Here is an 18,120-nt window from a genome sequence, read left to right as displayed (position 1 = left end):
GTCAGCGCGCCCCTAACCGCTCCCGGCGCAACAACTCCACCTCGGGCAGGTCCAACGGCGCCAGCTCACCCACCACCTTGCTCAGCAGCAGGTCGGCCAGCTCCGGGTTGCGCGCCAGGCACGGCCCGTGCATGTAGGTGGCGACGACGCTGCCCTGCACCGCGCCGTCGAAGCCGTCGCCCGCCCGGTTGCCCGCGCCCTTGACCACAGCGCCCAGCGGCGACGCGGCGGGGCCCAGGACGGTGCCGCCCCGGTGGTTCTCGAATCCGGTGAGCCGCTGGGTCAGCCCGGGCAGCAGCGGCTTGGTGATCAGTTCGCCGATGGTGCGGGCGTCCTGCGGCGAGGTGGTCGCGTCGAGCAGGCCCACGCCGTCGACCCGTTCCCCTGCCGACGTCTCATACCACCGCCCCAGCACCTGGACCGCGGCGCAGATCGCCAGCACGGGCGCGCCCCGCTCCGCGGCGCGCTGCAGCCCGGGGTGCTTGACCAGGTGCCTGGTGGCCAACCGCTGCGCGTAGTCCTCGGCGCCGCCCAGGGTGTAGAGGTCCAGCGAGTCCGGCACCGGGTCGGCGAGCGTGATCTCGATGACCTCCGCGGCGATGCCCCGCAGTCGCAGCCGCTGGCGCAGCACCAGCGCGTTGCCGCCGTCGCCGTAGGTGCCCATCACGTCGGGCAACACCAGCCCGATCCGCACGGTCGAGTCAGCCATGGCGCGCCAACGCCCGTTGCAGCTGGAGGAACGCGGTGTAGTTGGCGACGACCTCGACCCGCCCCGGCGGGCAGGACGCGATGGCGGCCACGGTGTCGTGCACCAGGGTGTGGTCGACGCCCGCGTAGCCGAGGCGCACCGCGAGGTCGGTGCCCCGTTCCCCGGCGGCCACCACGGCGGTGTGCTCGAAATGCTCGAAGCGCACGTCCCACAGCCAGGACAGGTCCTCGCCGTCGGGGACCTGCCCGTTGACCGAGATGACCACCCCGGCCGCCTGCTTGTCCACCATGGACAGCGCCTCCTGCCAGCCGGCCGGGTTCTTGGCCAGCAGGATCCGCACCTCGTGGTCGCCGACGCGGACGGTCCGATAGCGGCCGGCGACCTCGTCGACGCCCGACACGGCCGCCACCGCCTTCGAAGGATCCGCGCCCAGCGCGACGGCGGCGGCCACGGCCTGGGCGGCGTTGCCCCGATTGACCGCACCCGGCAGCGCCAACCGCATCGGCAGCGCCAGCCCGTCGGGCCCGTACAGCGTCTCGTCGTCGAACCACCACTGCGGGCTGGGCCGCTTGAAGTCTGCGCCGGTGGAATACCAGTGGCCCTTCTCGCGGACGATGACCTCGCCGCTGCGTGGGCAGCTGACCGAGTCGTTCGCCCACGAGCCCCCCGCGGCCACCCACACCACGTTCGGGCTGTCGTAGGCCGCCGACGTCATCAGCACGTCGTCGCAGTTGGCCACGACGACCGCCGTCGGGTGCCTGGCCAGCCCGGCCCGCAGCGTGCGTTCGATGACGTTGATCTCGCCGACGCGGTCCAACTGGTCGCGCGACAGGTTGAGCAGCACGACGACGGCCGGCTCGACGGCATCGGAGACGTGCGGCACGTGCATCTCGTCGACTTCCAGGGCCGCCAGGGTCGCCTCGCGGCGCGCGGCCAACGCGGCCACCAGGCCGGCGTCCATGTTGGCGCCCTCGGCGTTGGTGGCCACCGGTCCCAGCGTGGCCAGCGCGGCGGCGGTCATCCGGGTGGTGGTCGACTTGCCGTTGGTGCCGGTGACGATGACGGTGCGCCGCCCGGCCGCGAGCTGACGGAGCACCGAGCGGTCCAGGGTCATCGCGATCAGGCCGCCGATCATCGCCCCGGCGCCGCGCCCGGTCACCCGGGATGCCCAGCGCGCGCTCGCTCCCGCCGCGAGGGCGAGACGTGCACGGGTGGTGACCACGCGGGTGAGTTTAGAGGCGGGCCGCCGCCCGCATCGAATCCCGGGCGATCGCAAGCGCGGCGCTGGTGTCGGGTGCGGCGGGTCGCCCGCATCGAATTCCGTGCCGACACGGCAGCGCAGCGACCAGGCGTTGTCGGCCGGACGTGCCATCCTCAACTCATGAACCGGGTGTCGTGGGGGCGACCGGCCAGCGAGCCGGACGGGGGCTGGGCTGTCATCGACGTTGAGACCTCGGGTTTTCGCCCGGGTCAGGCACGGGTCATCAGCCTGGCGGTGCTGGGCCTCGACGACGACGGGCGCGTCGAGCAATCGGTGGTCAGCCTGCTGAACCCCGGGGTCGATCCCGGTCCCACCCACGTGCACGGCCTGACCACCGCCATGCTGGAAGACCAACCGCAGTTCGCCGACATCGTCGATGACGTGGTCAAGGTGCTGGACGGCCGCACGCTGGTTGCCCACAATGTCGCGTTCGACTATGCGTTCCTGACCGCGGAAGCCGAGCTCGCCGAGGCCGAACTACCCATCGACGCCGTCATGTGCACGGTCGAGCTGGCCCGGCGGCTGGATCTCGGCACCGACAACCTGCGGTTGGAGACCCTCGCGGCGCACTGGGGCGTGACCCAGGAACGGCCGCACGACGCCTTCGACGACGCAATGGTGCTGACCGGTGTGCTGGCGTCGGCCCTCGAGCGCGCGCGCCAACGTGACATCTGGCTGCCGGTGCATCCGGTCACCCGCCGCCGCTGGCCGAACGGCCGCGTCACCCATGACGAGCTGCGCCCGTTGAAGGTGCTGGCCTCGCGGATGCCCTGCCCGTACCTGAATCCCGGCCACTACGTGGGTGGCAGGCCGCTGGTGCAGGGCATGCGGGTTGCCCTGGCGGCCGAGGTCGGGCGCACCCACGAGGAACTCGTGGAGCGGATCCTGCATGCCGGGCTGGCCTACAGCGACACCGTCGACGGGGAGACGTCGCTGGTGGTGTGCAACGATCCCGCCCCGGACCAGGGCAAGGGCTACCTGGCTCGGCAGCTGGGGATCCCGGTGATTTCCGACACGCAGTTCATGGACTCCATCCGCGCCGTCGTGGGCGGCACCAGCATGGAGGAGTTCACCGACACCACCGCGCTCGACCAGCAGCTCGCGCTGTTCTGAGCTCGGTCAGGGGCCACCGCGCCAGTGTTCGATGCGGTGATGGTCAGGTGTGAACCCGTGATCCACACCCCACAGCACGGCCTGGGTCCGACTGCCCACGCCGATTTTGCGATAGATCGTGCGGATGTACGACTTCACCGTGTTGGGACTTAGGTAGGTCAACCGTGCCACGTCGGCATTGCTCTTACCCTGGGTGATCAGCGCCAGGATCTCCGCTTCCCGGTCGCTGAGCCCTTCGTTACGGCCCGGCCAGTCCAGCCCGGGAGCGCTGCGCGGTCGCCCGGTCACCGGGCTGATAACCACCTCGCCCGAATGCACCGCCTCCAATGCGGCTACCAGTTCCCGGGCCGGCAGGGTCTTGGACAAATATCCCTGAGCGCCATGCCGCCGTGCACTCTCGACGAGGTCGGGGTGAAAGTTCCAGGTGTAGACGACAACCCGGCGTGCTCGGGGGTTCGCCGTCAGAACTCCGATCTCCTCTTGATCGGATTCGGGTTGGGCGAATGAGTCGTACAGCACGATGTCGACGGCGTCGTCGACGGGCATGGTGGAGTCCAGTTCCGCAATGACGACGCGGTCCCGGTAGGGGTCCAACATGTTGGCGACGCCCTTCACGACGACGTCATAGTCGTCGACGAGCGCGACGGTGATCGGCGCGCTGGCACGTGACGATCGCGTCATGCCGGGAAGATTACCTACCTAGGGGTGTATTGGTACCCCCCTTAGGGGTGGTCGACTGAAGTCGGTGCCGGGCAACCGGCCGCACGAGGTAGTCACGCATCCGGAGGGGAAGGCTCATCATGATCATTCTCGGCATCGTCCTGCTGGTCGCAGGATTCCTGCTCAAGATCTCGATCCTGTGGACGATCGGGATCATCCTGTTGGTCATCGGCGCGATCCTGGCGGTCCTGGGCAACGTCGGACGCCCCGTCGCCGGCCGCCGACACTATTTCTGAACGGCGAAAGCGTTAACCGGCTTCGCGACCCTAGGCCGGCGGCGACACGCGAGGCCATTGACGGGCCCTTCCGCCACAGCGCTGTGGCGGCGGGGCCCGCCTAGGGCTTTGGGGCCGACCCGCCGCGCCCGGCGTTAGCGCCGCGCTTGCGATCGGCCCGGGGCTGTGGGCCGACCCGCTGCGCCCGGCGTCAGCACCGCGCTTGCGATCGGCCCGGGGCTGTGGGCCGACCCGCTGCGCCCGGCGTCAGCACCGCGCTTGCGATCGGCCCTAGCGCGACGCGCGGTTGACCGCCGACACGACAGCGCGCAGCGACGCGGTGGTGATCGACGGCGCGATGCCGACGCCCCACACCGTGCGGCCGTTGACCGACGCCTCCACGTACGCGGCGGCCTGCGCGTCGTCGCCGGCGCTCATCGCGTGCTCGGAGTAGTCGAGGACCGCGACGTCGAATCCCACGTCGCCCAGCGCGTGCACGAACGCCGCCAGGGGGCCGTTGCCGGCGCCGCTGATCTCGGTCTCGGTCCCGTTGACCTTCACGGTCGCGGCGATCGTGGTGGTGCCGCTGTCTTCCTCCGATGCCTCGACCCGCTGCTTGATCCGCTCCAGCGGCCAGACCGGGGCCAGGTACTCCTCGTAGAACGCGTCCCACATCTCCTTCGGGGAGACCTCGCCGCCCTCACCCTCGGTGATCTTCTGGATTGCCTGGGAGAACTCGATCTGCAGCCGCCGCGGCAGCGCGAGGCCGTGGTCGGACTTCATGATGTAGGCCACGCCGCCCTTGCCGGATTGCGAGTTGACCCGGATCACCGCTTCGTAGGTGCGGCCGACGTCCTTGGGGTCGATCGGCAGGTACGGCACCTGCCAGGGGATGTCCTCGACGTCGGCGTCGGCGGCGTCGGCATCGATCTTCATCTGGTCCAGGCCCTTGTTGATCGCGTCCTGGTGGCTGCCGGAGAACGCGGTGTAGACCAGGTCCCCGCCGTAGGGGTGACGCTCGGGCACCGGCAGCTGATTGCAGTACTCCACCGTGCGACGGATCTCGTCGATGTTGGAGAAGTCGATCTGGGGGTCCACGCCGCGGGAGAACAGGTTCAGCCCCAGCGTCACCAGGCATACGTTGCCGGTGCGCTCGCCGTTGCCGAACAGGCAGCCCTCGATCCGGTCGGCGCCGGCGGCGAAGCCCAATTCGGCTGCGGCGACGGCTGTTCCGCGGTCGTTGTGCGGGTGCAGGCTCAGGATGACCGACTCCCGGTTGGCCAGGTTGCGGCTCATCCACTCGATCGAATCGGCGTAGACGTTGGGAGTGGCCATCTCCACCGTGGCGGGCAGGTTGAAGATGATCGGGTTGTCCGGCGTCGGCGCGATGATCTCGCCGACGGCGTCACACACCTGCCTCGCGTACTCCAGCTCGGTCCCGGTGTAGGACTCCGGCGAGTATTCGAAACGCCATTGTGTGCCAGGGTATTTGGCTGCCTCCTCGACGCACTTGCGGGCACCGTCGGTGGCGATGGCCTGTACCGCGGCCCGGTCGGCGCGAAAAACCACGCGGCGCTGCAGGATTGACGTGGAATTGTAAAAGTGCACGATGGCCCGCGGCGCGCCCTCGCATGCGATGAAGGTGCGTTCGATGAGTTCGGGACGGCACTGGGTCAGCACCTGGATGGTGACGTCGTCGGGGATGGCGCCTTCGGTGATGATCTCGCGGACGAAGTCGAAGTCGGTTTGACTGGCCGACGGGAAGCCGACCTCGATCTCCTTGTAGCCCATGCGAACCAGCAGATCGAACATGCGGCGCTTGCGGGTGGGGCTCATCGGGTCGATCAGCGCCTGATTGCCGTCGCGCAGGTCCACCGCGCACCACAGCGGGGCACGGTCGATGACGCGGTCGGGCCAGGTGCGGCCGGGGAGCCGGATCGGCTCGACTTCCTCGGCGAAGGACCGGTACCGGTTGACCGGCATCGCCGAACCGCGCTGGGGGTTCCATGCGGGCTGGCCGGGCCCCGGCGGGCCCGCGGGTTTGACGATCGAACGTGTTGACGTATAGGCGTCGGGATTGGAAGTCACGGTAGTTGCTCCGGGGGTGTCAGAAGGAACCTCAGACCGGCGCATCGCGAACACCCGCGACGGGAAGCCGGTCTGGATCAGACCCCGTCGCGGCGTCCGAGGAGGAGCACCCGCTGCACGAGGAGAACTCTACCGCGATTGGCGTCGCGGAGAAAATTGCGCTAAAACTCGCTCAAAACCGCAGGCTGTGGTGCTTAGCAACGCTGCGTAAACCGTTATGCGCAGCCACGTATTCTGTTGTGGGCTTAAATCGTGCGGGAAGGGCGGGAAAAGTAGTGGCGCTCGTCGTGCAAAAGTACGGCGGATCCTCGGTGGCCGACGCCGATCGGATCCGTCGTGTCGCCGAGCGCATCGTCGCGACTAAAAAGCAGGGGAACGACGTCGTCGTGGTGGTTTCGGCCATGGGCGACACCACCGACGACCTGATGGACCTGGCCCAGCAGGTGTGCCCTGCCCCGCCGCCGCGCGAACTCGACATGTTGCTGACCGCCGGCGAGCGCATCTCCAACGCTCTGGTGGCCATGGCGATCGAGTCGCTGGGAGCGCAGGCGCGCTCGTTCACCGGTTCGCAGGCCGGCGTCATCACCACCGGCACCCACGGCAACGCGAAGATCATCGAGGTCACCCCGGGGCGGCTGCAGGCCGCGCTCGATGAGGGGCGCATCGTGCTGGTCGCCGGCTTCCAAGGTGTCAGCCAGGACACCCGCGACGTCACCACGCTCGGCCGCGGCGGCTCGGACACCACCGCGGTGGCGCTGGCCGCCGCGCTGCACGCCGACGTCTGCGAGATCTACACCGACGTGGACGGCATCTTCACCGCCGACCCGCGCATCGTGCACAACGCGCGCCGGCTGGACAAGGTGACCTTCGAGGAAATGCTCGAAATGGCGGCCTGCGGCGCGAAGGTGCTGATGCTGCGCTGTGTGGAATACGCCCGCCGCTACAACATTCCGGTGCACGTCCGCTCGTCGTACTCGGACAAGCCGGGCACCGTCGTCGTCGGATCGATCAAGGACATAGCCATGGAAGACCCCATCCTGACCGGAGTCGCGCACGATCGCAGCGAGGCCAAGGTGACCATCGTCGGCATCCCCGACATCCCCGGCTATGCGTCCCGGGTGTTCCGGGCCGTCGCGGACGCCGACGTGAACATCGACATGGTGTTGCAGAACGTCTCCAAGGTCGAGGACGGCAAGACCGACATCACCTTCACCTGCTCGCGGGACAGCGGGCCGACGGCGGTGGCGAAGCTGGATTCGCTCAAGGACGAGATCGGGTTCACCCAGCTGCTCTACGACGACCACATCGGCAAGGTGTCGCTGATCGGCGCGGGCATGCGCAGCCATCCCGGCGTCACCGCGACCTTCTGCGAGGCCCTGGCGGAGGTGGGCGTCAACATCGAGCTGATCTCCACCTCCGAGATCCGCATCTCCGTGCTGTGCCGCGACACCGAACTAGATAAGGCCGTCGTGGCGTTGCACGAGGCGTTCGGGCTCGGCGGCGACGAGTCGGCGACGGTGTACGCGGGGACGGGCAGGTAAATGGTTTCCATAGGTGTAGTGGGCGCCACCGGGCAGGTGGGCCAGGTGATGCGCAGGTTGCTCGACGAGCGGGACTTCCCCGCCACGTCGGTGCGGTTCTTCGCGTCGTCCCGCTCGCAGGGGCGCAAGCTGGAGTTTCGCGGCCAGGAGATCGAGGTCGAGGACGCCGCGACCGCCGACCCGCGCGGGCTGGACATCGCGCTGTTCTCCGCCGGCAAGACGATGTCGCTGGTGCAGGCGCCGCGGTTCGCCGCGGCCGGGGTGACGGTGATCGACAACTCGTCGGCGTGGCGCAAGGATCCCGACGTGCCGCTGGTGGTGTCCGAGGTGAACTTCGAGCGGGACGCGCACCGCAGACCCAAAGGCATCATCGCCAACCCGAACTGCACCACGATGGCTGCGATGCCGGTACTCAAGGTGCTGCACGACGAGGCCGGGCTGACCCGCCTGGTGGTCTCGAGCTATCAGGCGGTGTCGGGCAGCGGGCTTGCCGGCGTCGAGGAGCTGGCGACTCAGGCGCGCGCCGTCATCGACGACGCCGAGCAGTTGGTGCACGACGGTTCCGCGGTGGAGTTTCCGGCGCCCAAGACCTACGTCGCGCCGATCGCCTTCAACGTGGTGCCGTTGGCCGGGTCCCTGGTCGACGACGGCTCCGGGGAGACCGACGAGGACCAGAAGCTGCGGCACGAGAGCCGCAAGATCCTCGGCATCCCCGACCTGGCGGTCAGCGGGACCTGCGTGCGGGTGCCGGTATTCACCGGGCACTCGTTGTCGATGAACGCCGAATTCGCCCGGCCACTGTCGCCGGAGCGTGCCCGGGCGCTGCTCGACGGTGCGCCCGGCGTCAAGGTCGTCGACGTGCCGACCCCGTTGGCGGCGGCGGGCGTCGACGAATCGCTGGTCGGCCGCATCCGGCAAGACCCGGGTGTCCCCGACGGGCGCGGCCTCGCCCTGTTCGTTTCGGGAGACAACCTGCGCAAGGGGGCCGCGCTGAACACCATCCAGATTGCCGAGCTGCTGGCCGCCCAGCTGTAATAGGCGGGTGAGCACCGCCCACGCCCGACTGGTCTCGGGGTGCTCGCTTGCACTGATCCTGTTTGCGCCGCAATGGTTTTGGGCCGCGCAGGCCGACCCGCCGGCGCCGGTCCCCGAACCAATCGTGCAGCCGCTGGCGCCCGGCCAGGTGCTGCGGCTCGGCCCTACGGCCGGCACCGGCACCCCGACCGGCGACTACGGCATCGGCGCGACCGACCTCTGTGAGTTCGTCGAGTTCCCCACCGAGCTGCTGCAGGTCTGCGGCGACAGCTTCGCCGGCCAAGGCGTCGGGTTCGGCGGCTGGTACGCGCCGGTGGCGCTGCACGTGGACACCGCCTCCGTCGACGACCCGGCGGGCGTGCGCTACACCGGCGTGACCGGGGTCAGCAAACCGCTGCTGGCCGATCCCGCCCCGCCGGGCACCTCGCAGCTGCCCGCGGGCGTGGTGCAGATCAATCGGCGCAACTACATGATGGTGACGACGACGAAAAACCTGGAGCCACAGAGCTCCCGGCTCGTCACTGCCGAGCCCGCACGGGCTGGGTGGCAGACCATCGCCGGGTCGCGGCGAACGGCGTCATACCAGGGCGGCTCGCAGACACAGATCAGCGGCTACTACGACCCGATCCCGACGCCGGACTCGCCCACCGGCTGGGTGTACATCGTGGCCGACAGCTTCACCCGCAGGGATCCCGTCGTGCTCTATCGGGCCACCCCGCAAACGTTTACCGACCGGTCGCGTTGGCAGGGCTGGGCTGCCGGACCCAACGGCGGCTGGGGGAAGGTCCCCACCCCGCTGTGGCCGGACGCGGCGGGCGAGATGTGCGTGCGCCAAATCGATGGGAAGGCCGTGTTGTCGTACTTCAACGCGGTAACCGGCAACATGGAGGTCCGCGTGGCCGACGATCCGACGTCGCTGGGCGATGCGCCGGTGACCACGGTGGTGCAGCACGACGAGTGGCCGGAGCCGGCGGAAAGCCTGCCGCCGCCCTACGACAACCGGCTCGCGCAACCGTACGGCGGCTACATCTCGCCCGGCTCGACGCTCGACGAGCTGCGAATCTTCGTCAGCCAGTGGGACACACGCGCGCGCGTGGCCGCGCCGTATCGGGTGATCCAGTTCGCCGTCAACCCGTTCAAGCCGGGCTAGCGAGAAGTCGCCCACCGCCGCGGCAATATGCCAGACACCGCTGACCAGCGGTGAAACGATATTGGCGTGAATGGCGGTCGTGGTGCTCGGCGCTCTGTGCCGAATTCTCTGCGATCGCTCGCACTGTTATTGGCCGACTACCGCTGGCACGTGCTCGCCGGGGTGGGCGTCGCGGCGCTCGTTCTGGGCAATATCGGGTTCTGGCAGTTGTGGAAGCATCATCCTGAACCGAGCGACATCGTCTTCTGGAGCTTCAAGCTGTTCACGGCGTCGACCCCGGTCGACGATCACCTGCCTGTCACGCTGGATATCGCCCGCTTCCTGGCCCCGCTCGTCGCCGGCTTCGCGGGGCTCAGCGGCTTGGCGTCGCTGTTCCGCGACCGGGTGCAACAGATGCGGATACCGCTGATGAGCGGTCACGTGGTCGTCTGCGGGCTGGGAGATGTGGGCAGCGCATTTCTGCACCATCTCCGCGAGGCGGGGGATCGGGTGGTTGTCATCGACTCGGACGCGGCAAATCCGAACATGCAGCTGTGCCACGGCTGGGGTGTGCCGGTGATCGTCGGCGATGCTCAGCAGGAACGAACCCTGCAGGCGGCCGGCGTCCGCCGCGCATCGCGGCTGCTCGCGCTGTGTCCGAACGATGCGGTCAACACCGAGATCGTCGCCGTTGCCAGCGTGCTTGCGGGTGGTCGTTCCGGCAATGTGCTGACCTGTCTGGCCCAGATCGGGGACCCGGAGCTGTGCGCGCTGCTGAGGATTCGGGAGGCCGAGCGCGCCGATGCGGCCTCGGCGCTGGACTTCTTCAACACCGACGAGATCGGCGCGCGATTGCTGCTCGACGAGTTTCCCGTCGACACCGGGCGCGACCGCCCGCACATCCTCATCGCCGGCCTCGATGAGCTGGGCGCCTGGGTGGTGTACCACGCGGCCCGGGATTGGTATGACCACCGCGGCGACAACACCGCCGCGCTGGTGGTCACCGTCGTCGACAACCAGGCCGACCGCCGGGTGAAGTTGCTCCTCGGCCACTATCCCGCCCTCGAGCAGGTGTGCAGCTTCATCACGCTGCCCGCGGCTGTCAGCAACATCCACCGGCTGCGCTCCTATCACGCCGATGCGGGAGCGCCCCCGCTGGCCCGCGCCTACGTGACCGCCGACAACGACGAGCAATCCGTCGAGCTGGCATTGCAGCTGAGGCATGAACTGGACGCGGCCGTCCCCTTGGTCGTCGCGCTGGCCCGGTCGCGCGGGGTTGCCCGCCTCCTCGACGAGGCCGGCAGCTCCGGCGGACCCGACATCGATGTCTTCCCGACCCTCGAACGAACCTGCACGGTCGAACTCACTCGCGGCGGTTCGTATGAGGCCATCGCCCATGCGATCCACCGTCGCTGGTGCGCCGAACAACTCGCGTCCGGCAAGCCTGCGCCGCCATGGTCCGAGCTCGATGAATCACGCAAAGATTCCAGCCGCGCGCAGGCGCGCCACATTGGGGTCAAGCTGCGCAACATCGGTTGTGACCTTGCGCCCTTGCGGGACTGGGACGCATCGGAATTCGTGTTCGGCACCGACGAGGTCGAGACGCTCGCGGTCGCCGAACACGACCGCTGGATAGCCGAGCGCCTCGCCGACGGCTGGTCTTTGGGTGAGAAGGACATCGAAAACAAGAGGACCCCGTATCTGGTGCCCTTCTCGGACCTGCCCGACGAGGTCGCCGACTACGACCGCGTGTTCGTGCGGGAGATCCCCGCCCTCCTTGCCTCGGCCGGCCTGCAGGTGATCCGCACCCGGCAGAAGTGAGAAACGGCCGCCACTTAGAACTTCGGCCCCGCGGACTTCGGCACCTTGACGGCCATTTTCGCGGCGATCACGCTGCCCTGATCGGTGATGTGGTCTCCGCACACCTTGACGTCGATCACATAACTGGACGCCGCCTGCAACACCCGCTGGCACGCGTAGCTGGGACGTTCGCCCTGTTGTCTGTACATCTGAGTGATCTGCGGGGCATGCCCGGTGAGGTTGTCCAGGATCCACGTGTATGCGCGGCCGTTGTCGAGGTAGGTCGCGGTCACCGTCTTCCCATCGCAGGCCGCCCATTCGTTCGCCGAGCGCCGCACGAAGTCCAGGGCCTGATCTCTGGTCGGAAAGGCCGCCACGGCTTGGTCGACGAAGTGATGATTGCCCTCGCCTGCCCGGACCCAGCCACCCGAGTCCTCCAGCGCCGCCCAGTCGAGTTCCTTTTCTCCGCTGTCTTCATATGTCAGGTCCGCGCCGGGATAGAGCACGCCCATGCACCACCGCGGCGACACGTCAACGGCCTTGCTGACGTCCTTGAACGTCTTGCCTTGGTTGTCGGGGGTTTTCGCCATGTTGGAGGTGCCCGCGATGGAGTTGATCTCCGCGTCGCTCAGCAGGATGGACTCCAGGGACAGGGTGGCGGGACCCGGCTTGGGCCGAAGGAGCACCACCGCGGCGACGACAATCGCGATCAGGACGGCCAAACCCGCGCCGCCGGCGATGAGCAACCTGGCGCGCGGCCGGTGTCGCTTGCCGACCTTGGGAGCGTGCGGGGGCGCGGCGTCGGAGCCCGCCGCCGGGACCGCTCCCGATTCGGGTTCCGCCGGCGCGCCGGGCGTCGCAACAGGCGCGGCGGCTTCGGTTGAAGGTTCTTCGTCGACCGACTTGAGCAGGGCATCGATGTTGTTTCGCGCCTGATAGGTGACGTCGGGACGGTCGCGCAGCTTGGCCAGCAATCGGGCGATGTCACGGCGCGCAGCCGGATCGGCCCCGTCCTCGTGCAGTCCGACCTTCAGCTCCGACACCAACTCGGCCTGCTGGCGGGCGCTGAGCTCCGGGTCGGCAAGGGTATTGCCCAGCCGCATCAGATAGGCGAAGGGCACCGGCGGTTCCTCGGGCAGCGGTGACGGCAGCGGCTCAAGCTTTTCCTTCAATTCGTGCACCGCTTCGATCAACTGAATACCGCTGTCCACGTTCGGATTTCGGTAGTCGATGACTTGAGTCTCGGCCAGCGGACTGAGCCGCATGGAATCGACCGGGCCCACCTGGACGGGAAGGATCGGACGGCGCAGAGCTTCCGCGTAGCGCAACTCGGCTTGGCAGGGCTTCGACGCCATCGAGTTGTTCGACAGCGCATAGACGAACACGTCGCAGCCCCGGATTTGCTCGAGGATGGTGCGCCACCATGCGTCACCGCCGCCCAACGTTTCGTCAACCCACACGTGCTGACGTGCGTCCCGCAACGCCTTCAGGAGATTCTGGATCGCCGCCTTGTCCTGGCTGGAGTGACTGACGAATAGCGTCATGCTTTCTCCTGATGCAGGGTCGGCGGTTTGTCGGTCTGCGGGCGGCCACATCACTGTCGAGGCGTTTCAGGCAGCGTAAATCTTCGGTGGTGGGGCAGGTGGGCGATTGGGAGGCCCCAGAGCGTGCGGTGCGCGCACGGTTCCAGCGGGTCCGCCGGATAGGGGTTCTACCAGGAAAGATGGCTGTTCATCTCACAGCTGCTACTTAAGTGATGCATAGCCGCGACTGGTGTTAACACCTTCATCATTTGTCTCATGAGTGAAACATCTGAAACCCCCACCGCGCGGACCTCCACCGCAACTGCCCCCGCACCCGCAACTGCAGCCGCGCTTTACAAGACCCCCAGGGTCTTTATCGCCGCGGCATGGGTTGCCATTGTCGCCGGAATTGTGTTCATCGTCTCCGTCATTTTCTTCACCGGAATGGCTCTGGGACACCACGGCGGTCATCACCACCACCACAAGCACCACGCGGCGTGGATGCATCCGCACCGCATGGGCGGTCCGGGTGGCCCGGGTGCCCAGCAGGGTGGCCAAGCCGGCGTCCAGCAGGGCGGACCCGCGTCGGCGACCCCCGGCGCCCCCGGGCCCAGCCAGATCCCGTCGTCGGTCGCCCCGTCCCGGACGCCGTAGTCCGACCCGCTCCTGAAACAAGCAGCAGCCCGGTGCTCGCCAGAGCACCGGGCTGCGTGTCGTTTCGTCACCGGCAACTAACCACCCGATCTCGATTCACAGCAAGTTTGTGGGACGAACCTGTTATGCCCGTCGCGACGCTGGGCATGATTCAGGAATGAGCGAGACACCCGAACCGTCGACGACCCCGCCCGCAGCTGCACCCCCACCGCCGCCGCCTGCCCCGGAGCGGGTGAAACCGCCGCGGCTCTACACGGCTGCGGCGTGGGTGATCATCGTCGCCGGGATCGTCTTCATCATCTCCACCGTGTTCTTTGCCGGTGCCTTCGTCTTCGGGCATTACCACCACTGCCACCATCACCACGGCCAGATGTTCAAACCGGGCGGAGGCCCGGGTGGCCCTGGGCCGGGCAACGGGCCGTGGGGACCGGGATACGGCCCCGGACCGTGGGGGTCCGGTGGGCCCGCACCCGCCGGCGGCCCGTGGGGTGATGGCGGGCCGGGGTTGATCGTGCCCATGCCCCCCGGCGGTCCGGGCGGCCCCGGCGGACCGGGTCTGAGCGGTCCTGGCGGGCCGCCGCCGGCGAGCGCGACACCCAGCCCGCCGGCGCCGCGTCCGTGACGGGTGGCCCGGCCGAGGTTTTTCTTGCCTTGGTCCAGAAACGGAGAATAGTTATTGGCGCGCAAGAATTTTCGTCGCCACAGCCTGGAGTAAGCCCAGCAAACGAGGAGATAGCGACATGACGGAGCGTTTCACCACCACTGATGCCGGCATCGCTGCGCCCAGCGACGACCAGTCGTTGACCGTCGGTCCCGACGGGCCGATCCTGCTGCAGGACCATTACCTGATCGAGCAGATGGCCCAGTTCAACCGGGAGCGCATCCCGGAACGTCAGCCGCACGCGAAGGGCGGCGGCGGCTTCGGCACCTTCGAGGTCACCAACGACGTCAGCAAGTACACGAGGGCCGCGGTCTTCCAACCCGGCACGAAAACGGACATGCTCGCCAGGTTCTCCACGGTCGCGGGCGAGCGCGGCAGCCCGGACACCTGGCGCGACCCGCGTGGCTTCGCGCTGAAGTTCTACACCAGCGAAGGCAATTTCGACCTGGTCGGCAACAACACGCCGGTGTTCTTCATGCGCGACCCGCTGAAGTTCCAGCACTTCATTCGGTCCCAAAAGCGCATGCAGGCAACGAACTTGCGCGACCACAACATGCAATGGGACTTCTGGACGCTCTCGCCGGAGTCCGCGCATCAGGTGACCTGGCTGATGGGTGATCGCGGCATCCCCAAGACGTGGCGGCACATGAACGGATACAGCAGCCACACCTACAGCTGGATCAACGCCGCCGGCGAAATCTTCTGGGTGAAGTACCACTTCATCACCGACCAGGGCATCGACTTCCTGACCCAGGAGGACGCCGACCGGCTGGCCGGCGAGGACGGCGACTACCACCAGCGCGACCTCTACGAGGCAATCGAGGGCGGGGATCACCCGAGCTGGACGCTCAAGATGCAGATCATGCCCTACGAGGAGGCCCGCAACTATCGGTTCAACCCGTTCGACCTGACCAAAGTGTGGCCGCACGGCGACTACCCGCTGATCGACGTCGGCAAGATGACGCTGAACCGCAACGTCATCGACTACCACACCGAGATCGAGCAGGCGGCCTTCGAGCCGAACAACACCGTGCCCGGCACCGGACTGAGCCCCGACAAGATGCTGCAGGCCCGCGGGTTCTCCTACTCCGACGCGCACCGCGCCAGGCTGGGGACCAACTATCGGCAGATCCCCGTCAACACGCCGAAAGTCGAGGTGAACAGCTATTCAAAGGACGGCGCGATGCGGATGACGAACGTCGCCGACCCCGTGTATGCGCCCAACTCCTACGGCGGCCCGCACGCCGACCCGGCCCGCGCCGCCGAGGTGCGCTGGCACGCCGACGGCGACATGGTCCGTGCCGCCTACACGCTGCACGCCGAGGACGACGACTGGGGACAGGCCGGCACCATGGTCCGCGACGTCCTCGACGACGAGGCCCGGGACCGGCTGGCGCACAACATCATTGGGCACGTCTCCAAGGGAGTGAAGGAGCCGGTGCTGTCGCGGGTGTTCGAGTACTGGCGCAACGTCGACCCCGACCTCGGCAAAAAAGTCGAAGAGGGCGTCCGGGCAAACGGGGGCTGACCTCGCGCCCACGTGCCTGGCATGATCGCCTCATGACCATGCGGGTTCGCGCGGCCGTCATCACCATCGGCCTGGCCGTCGGCGGAGCGGTCGCGCTTCCGGTTGCGGCCGCCCACCCGTCGGACCCGGGGGTGGTGAATTACGCGGTCCTGGGCAAGGGGTCGGTCGGCAACATCGTCGGCGGGCCCATGGGCTGGGAGTCGGTGTTCACCCGACCGGTGCAGGGCGATTGGGTGGACGTTCCGGTGTGCAACAACTGGGCCGACATCGGCTTGCCCGAGGTGTATGAGGACCCCGACTTGGCGTCGTTCAACGGTGCGGTCACCCAGACTTCGGCCACCGACCAAACCCACTTCGTGAAGCAGGCCGTCGGTGTGTTTGCCACCAACGACGCCGCCGGCCGCGCCTTCCATCGGGTGGTGGATCGGACGGTGGGCTGCTCGGGCCAGACCACCCCGATGCACCTGGACAACGGCGTCACACAGGTGTGGTCGTTCGATGGCGGGCCGCCCGACGCCGCCGACGCGAACTGGACCAAGCAAGAGGCCGGTACCGATCGGCGGTGCTTCAATCAAACCAGGCTGCGTGAAAATGTGTTGTTGCAGGCCAAGGTCTGCCAATCTGGCAACGCCGGGCCGGCGGTCAACGTGCTGGCTGGGGCGATGCAGAACGCGCTGGGTCAGTGAGCCGGGTTCGGGGACCGGGTCGGGCATGCTTGGAATTGGGCGCGAACGGGAATATGTCGGAGCCATCTGTTAGATGAAGTAGTGGCGGTTACCGTTCCGTCGACTGTGTCGGGAAGCGGTCCGTAGGCGCATGTTCGAGCTTGCTCAGGCCCGGAGGGATAGTGATATGACGTTTGCCGCTATCACTACCGCCGGCTCCGAGCTGGCCAGTCCCGAGATGGCCGATTCCAAGACCGCCGCGCGCTACATCGCAGACGGTTGCATGGTGGACGCCCCGCTGGGGCGTGTGGGTCTGGAACTGGAAGCCCACTGCCACGACCCGGCCGACCCGCATCGCAGGCCCGGTTGGCAGGAGATCGCCGACGTTCTGGGGCACTTGCCCGAGCTGCCGGGAGGCAGCCGGGTCACGGTGGAACCCGGCGGTGCGGTGGAGTTGTCCGGCCCGCCCGCCGAAGGGGTGGCGGCCGCCATCGACGCGATGCGGCGCGACCAGGCCGTGCTGCGGTCGGCGTTCGTCGATGGCGGGCTGGGCCTGGTGTTCCTCGGGGCGGATCCGCTGCGGCCGCCCAAGCGCATCAACCCGGGTGCGCGTTACCGCGCCATGGAGCAGTTCTTCGCGACCAGCCGCTCGGGTGAGGCAGGCGCGGCGATGATGACGTCCACCGCGTCCATTCAGGTCAACCTGGACGCGGGCCCGCGGGCCGGCTGGGCGGAACGGGTGCGGCTGGCGCACGCACTCGGGCCCACCATGATCGCGATGGCGGCGAACTCCCCGATGCTGCGCGGCGAGTTCACCGGGTGGGCCTCCACCCGGCAGTGGGTGTGGGGCCAGATGGACTCGGCGCGGTGCGGACCCATCCTGGGCGCCAGTGGCGACGACCCGGGCACCGACTGGGCGCGCTATGCGCTCAAGGCGCCGGTGATGCTGGTGCACGCCCCGGACGCCACCGCGGTCACGCATTGGGTGCCATTCGCCGACTGGGTGGACGGCCGGGTGCTGCTCGGCGGTCGCCGCCCCACCCTCGCCGACCTGGAATACCACCTGACCACGCTGTTCCCCCCAGTGCGCCCGAGGCAGTGGCTGGAAATCCGCTATCTCGACAGCGTGCCGGACGACTTTTGGCCGGCCGTGGTGTTCACTCTGGTGGCCCTGCTCGACGACCCGGTCGCGGCGGACACCGCGGCCGAAGCGGTCGAGCCGGTGGCGACCGCCTGGGACACGGCGGCCCAGGCGGGACTGCGTGACCGGCGGCTGTACGCCGCGGCCAACAAGTGCGTGGCCGTCGCCGCTCAGCTGGCGCCGCCCGAACTCGGTGATTCGATGCAGCGGCTGGTCGACGCCGTCGAGCGGGGCCGATGTCCCGGCGACGACTTCTCCGACCAGGTGATACAGCAGGGCATCGCGGCTACGGTTGCCAAGGCGGCGCGATCCTCGCAAGGGGGGCTGTGAGCTTTCC

16 protein-coding genes are annotated in these 18,120 nt (G+C 68.2%); 11 read left to right on the top strand and 5 right to left on the bottom strand.

What is annotated here, in order from left to right:
• Position 1: 1 nt before the first annotated feature.
• Together A5756_RS19175 and A5756_RS19170 are read right to left on the bottom strand one after the other, a co-directional pair.
• Complete coding sequence (locus tag A5756_RS19175; protein ID WP_066955862.1) at positions 2-709, bottom strand: type 1 glutamine amidotransferase; 708 nt, start codon at positions 707-709, stop codon at positions 2-4.
• Positions 702-1,931, bottom strand: a complete 1,230-nt coding sequence (locus A5756_RS19170; protein WP_066955851.1) for a Mur ligase family protein — start codon at positions 1,929-1,931, stop codon at positions 702-704. The genes A5756_RS19175 and A5756_RS19170 overlap by 8 nt, the downstream gene beginning before the upstream one ends.
• Positions 1,932-2,090: 159 nt before the next feature.
• Here A5756_RS19170 and A5756_RS19165 point away from each other — a divergent pair, with 159 nt between their 5' ends.
• On the top strand, positions 2,091-3,083 hold the full coding sequence (locus A5756_RS19165; RefSeq protein WP_066955847.1) for a DEDDh family exonuclease: 993 nt from the start codon (positions 2,091-2,093) through the stop codon (positions 3,081-3,083).
• 6 nt (positions 3,084-3,089) lie between these two features.
• Here the strand turns inward: A5756_RS19165 and A5756_RS19160 are convergent, their stop codons facing one another.
• Positions 3,090-3,764 carry a response regulator transcription factor gene (locus A5756_RS19160; RefSeq protein WP_066955844.1) on the bottom strand — a complete coding sequence of 225 codons (675 nt, stop codon included), beginning with the start codon at positions 3,762-3,764 and terminating at the stop codon, positions 3,090-3,092.
• A gap of 119 nt (positions 3,765-3,883) precedes the next feature.
• Here A5756_RS19160 and A5756_RS26290 point away from each other — a divergent pair, with 119 nt between their 5' ends.
• On the top strand, positions 3,884-4,039 hold the full coding sequence (locus A5756_RS26290; RefSeq protein WP_197503757.1) for a DUF6131 family protein: 156 nt from the start codon (positions 3,884-3,886) through the stop codon (positions 4,037-4,039).
• Between the two features lie 270 nt (positions 4,040-4,309).
• On the opposite strand, the gene leuA is transcribed toward A5756_RS26290, so the two are convergent.
• A complete protein-coding gene (gene leuA, locus A5756_RS19155; RefSeq protein WP_197505799.1) occupies positions 4,310-6,151 on the bottom strand; it encodes a 2-isopropylmalate synthase in 1,842 nt (613 codons plus the stop codon).
• A gap of 230 nt (positions 6,152-6,381) precedes the next feature.
• Here leuA and A5756_RS19150 point away from each other — a divergent pair, with 230 nt between their 5' ends.
• The 4 genes from A5756_RS19150 (at position 6,382) to A5756_RS19135 (ending at position 11,632) form a co-directional block, all read left to right on the top strand.
• On the top strand, positions 6,382-7,647 hold the full coding sequence (locus A5756_RS19150) for an aspartate kinase (RefSeq protein ID WP_066955838.1): 1,266 nt from the start codon (positions 6,382-6,384) through the stop codon (positions 7,645-7,647).
• Positions 7,648-8,682, top strand: coding sequence for an aspartate-semialdehyde dehydrogenase (locus A5756_RS19145; RefSeq protein WP_066955835.1), 1,035 nt, complete (start codon positions 7,648-7,650; stop codon positions 8,680-8,682).
• Between the two features lie 7 nt (positions 8,683-8,689).
• Positions 8,690-9,832: a DUF4185 domain-containing protein gene (locus A5756_RS19140; RefSeq protein WP_066955832.1), complete on the top strand. Its 1,143-nt coding sequence runs from the start codon at positions 8,690-8,692 to the stop codon at positions 9,830-9,832.
• A 96-nt stretch (positions 9,833-9,928) separates the two neighbouring features.
• Positions 9,929-11,632 (top strand): NAD-binding protein, encoded by a 1,704-nt coding sequence (locus A5756_RS19135; protein WP_232005362.1) that lies wholly within the window; start codon positions 9,929-9,931, stop codon positions 11,630-11,632.
• 14 nt (positions 11,633-11,646) lie between these two features.
• Here A5756_RS19135 and A5756_RS19130 read toward each other — a convergent pair whose 3' ends face one another.
• Entirely contained in the window at positions 11,647-13,155 is a 1,509-nt protein-coding gene (locus A5756_RS19130) for a sensor domain-containing protein (protein ID WP_066955829.1), read from the bottom strand.
• 255 nt (positions 13,156-13,410) lie between these two features.
• Between A5756_RS19130 and A5756_RS19125 the strand changes: the two genes are divergently transcribed.
• The 5 genes from A5756_RS19125 to egtA all read left to right on the top strand — a co-directional run bounded on the left by A5756_RS19125 (position 13,411) and on the right by egtA (position 18,113).
• Positions 13,411-13,788 (top strand): hypothetical protein, encoded by a 378-nt coding sequence (locus A5756_RS19125; protein ID WP_066955826.1) that lies wholly within the window; start codon positions 13,411-13,413, stop codon positions 13,786-13,788.
• A 157-nt stretch (positions 13,789-13,945) separates the two neighbouring features.
• Complete coding sequence (locus tag A5756_RS25565; protein ID WP_082948015.1) at positions 13,946-14,410, top strand: hypothetical protein; 465 nt, start codon at positions 13,946-13,948, stop codon at positions 14,408-14,410.
• A gap of 118 nt (positions 14,411-14,528) precedes the next feature.
• Positions 14,529-15,977 carry a catalase gene (locus A5756_RS19120; RefSeq protein ID WP_066955823.1) on the top strand — a complete coding sequence of 483 codons (1,449 nt, stop codon included), beginning with the start codon at positions 14,529-14,531 and terminating at the stop codon, positions 15,975-15,977.
• 38 nt (positions 15,978-16,015) lie between these two features.
• Positions 16,016-16,663 carry a sensor domain-containing protein gene (locus A5756_RS19115; RefSeq protein WP_156659669.1) on the top strand — a complete coding sequence of 216 codons (648 nt, stop codon included), beginning with the start codon at positions 16,016-16,018 and terminating at the stop codon, positions 16,661-16,663.
• Positions 16,664-16,829: 166 nt separating this feature from the next.
• Positions 16,830-18,113 carry an ergothioneine biosynthesis glutamate--cysteine ligase EgtA gene (gene egtA / locus A5756_RS19110; protein ID WP_066955817.1) on the top strand — a complete coding sequence of 428 codons (1,284 nt, stop codon included), beginning with the start codon at positions 16,830-16,832 and terminating at the stop codon, positions 18,111-18,113.
• The last annotated feature ends 7 nt before the right edge of the window (positions 18,114-18,120 follow it).

The organism is Mycobacterium sp. 852002-53434_SCH5985345, from assembly GCF_001667155.1.
Lineage (GTDB): Bacteria > Actinomycetota > Actinomycetes > Mycobacteriales > Mycobacteriaceae > Mycobacterium.
The sequence above is the reverse complement of the archived record's forward strand: the minus strand, read 5'-3'. Positions and strand labels throughout refer to the sequence as shown.

Coding starts and splice junctions, on each gene's coding strand:
- A5756_RS19175 (WP_066955862.1), bottom strand. CDS start 709: ATGGCTGACTCGACCGTGCGGATCGGGCTGGTGTTGCCCGACGTGATG.
- A5756_RS19165 (WP_066955847.1), top strand. CDS start 2,091: ATGAACCGGGTGTCGTGGGGGCGACCGGCCAGCGAGCCGGACGGGGGC.
- A5756_RS19160 (WP_066955844.1), bottom strand. CDS start 3,764: ATGACGCGATCGTCACGTGCCAGCGCGCCGATCACCGTCGCGCTCGTC.
- A5756_RS26290 (WP_197503757.1), top strand. CDS start 3,884: ATGATCATTCTCGGCATCGTCCTGCTGGTCGCAGGATTCCTGCTCAAG.
- leuA (WP_197505799.1), bottom strand. CDS start 6,151: ATGCGCCGGTCTGAGGTTCCTTCTGACACCCCCGGAGCAACTACCGTG.
- A5756_RS19145 (WP_066955835.1), top strand. CDS start 7,648: ATGGTTTCCATAGGTGTAGTGGGCGCCACCGGGCAGGTGGGCCAGGTG.
- A5756_RS19130 (WP_066955829.1), bottom strand. CDS start 13,155: ATGACGCTATTCGTCAGTCACTCCAGCCAGGACAAGGCGGCGATCCAG.
- A5756_RS19125 (WP_066955826.1), top strand. CDS start 13,411: ATGAGTGAAACATCTGAAACCCCCACCGCGCGGACCTCCACCGCAACT.
- A5756_RS25565 (WP_082948015.1), top strand. CDS start 13,946: ATGAGCGAGACACCCGAACCGTCGACGACCCCGCCCGCAGCTGCACCC.
- A5756_RS19120 (WP_066955823.1), top strand. CDS start 14,529: ATGACGGAGCGTTTCACCACCACTGATGCCGGCATCGCTGCGCCCAGC.
- A5756_RS19115 (WP_156659669.1), top strand. CDS start 16,016: ATGCGGGTTCGCGCGGCCGTCATCACCATCGGCCTGGCCGTCGGCGGA.
- egtA (WP_066955817.1), top strand. CDS start 16,830: ATGACGTTTGCCGCTATCACTACCGCCGGCTCCGAGCTGGCCAGTCCC.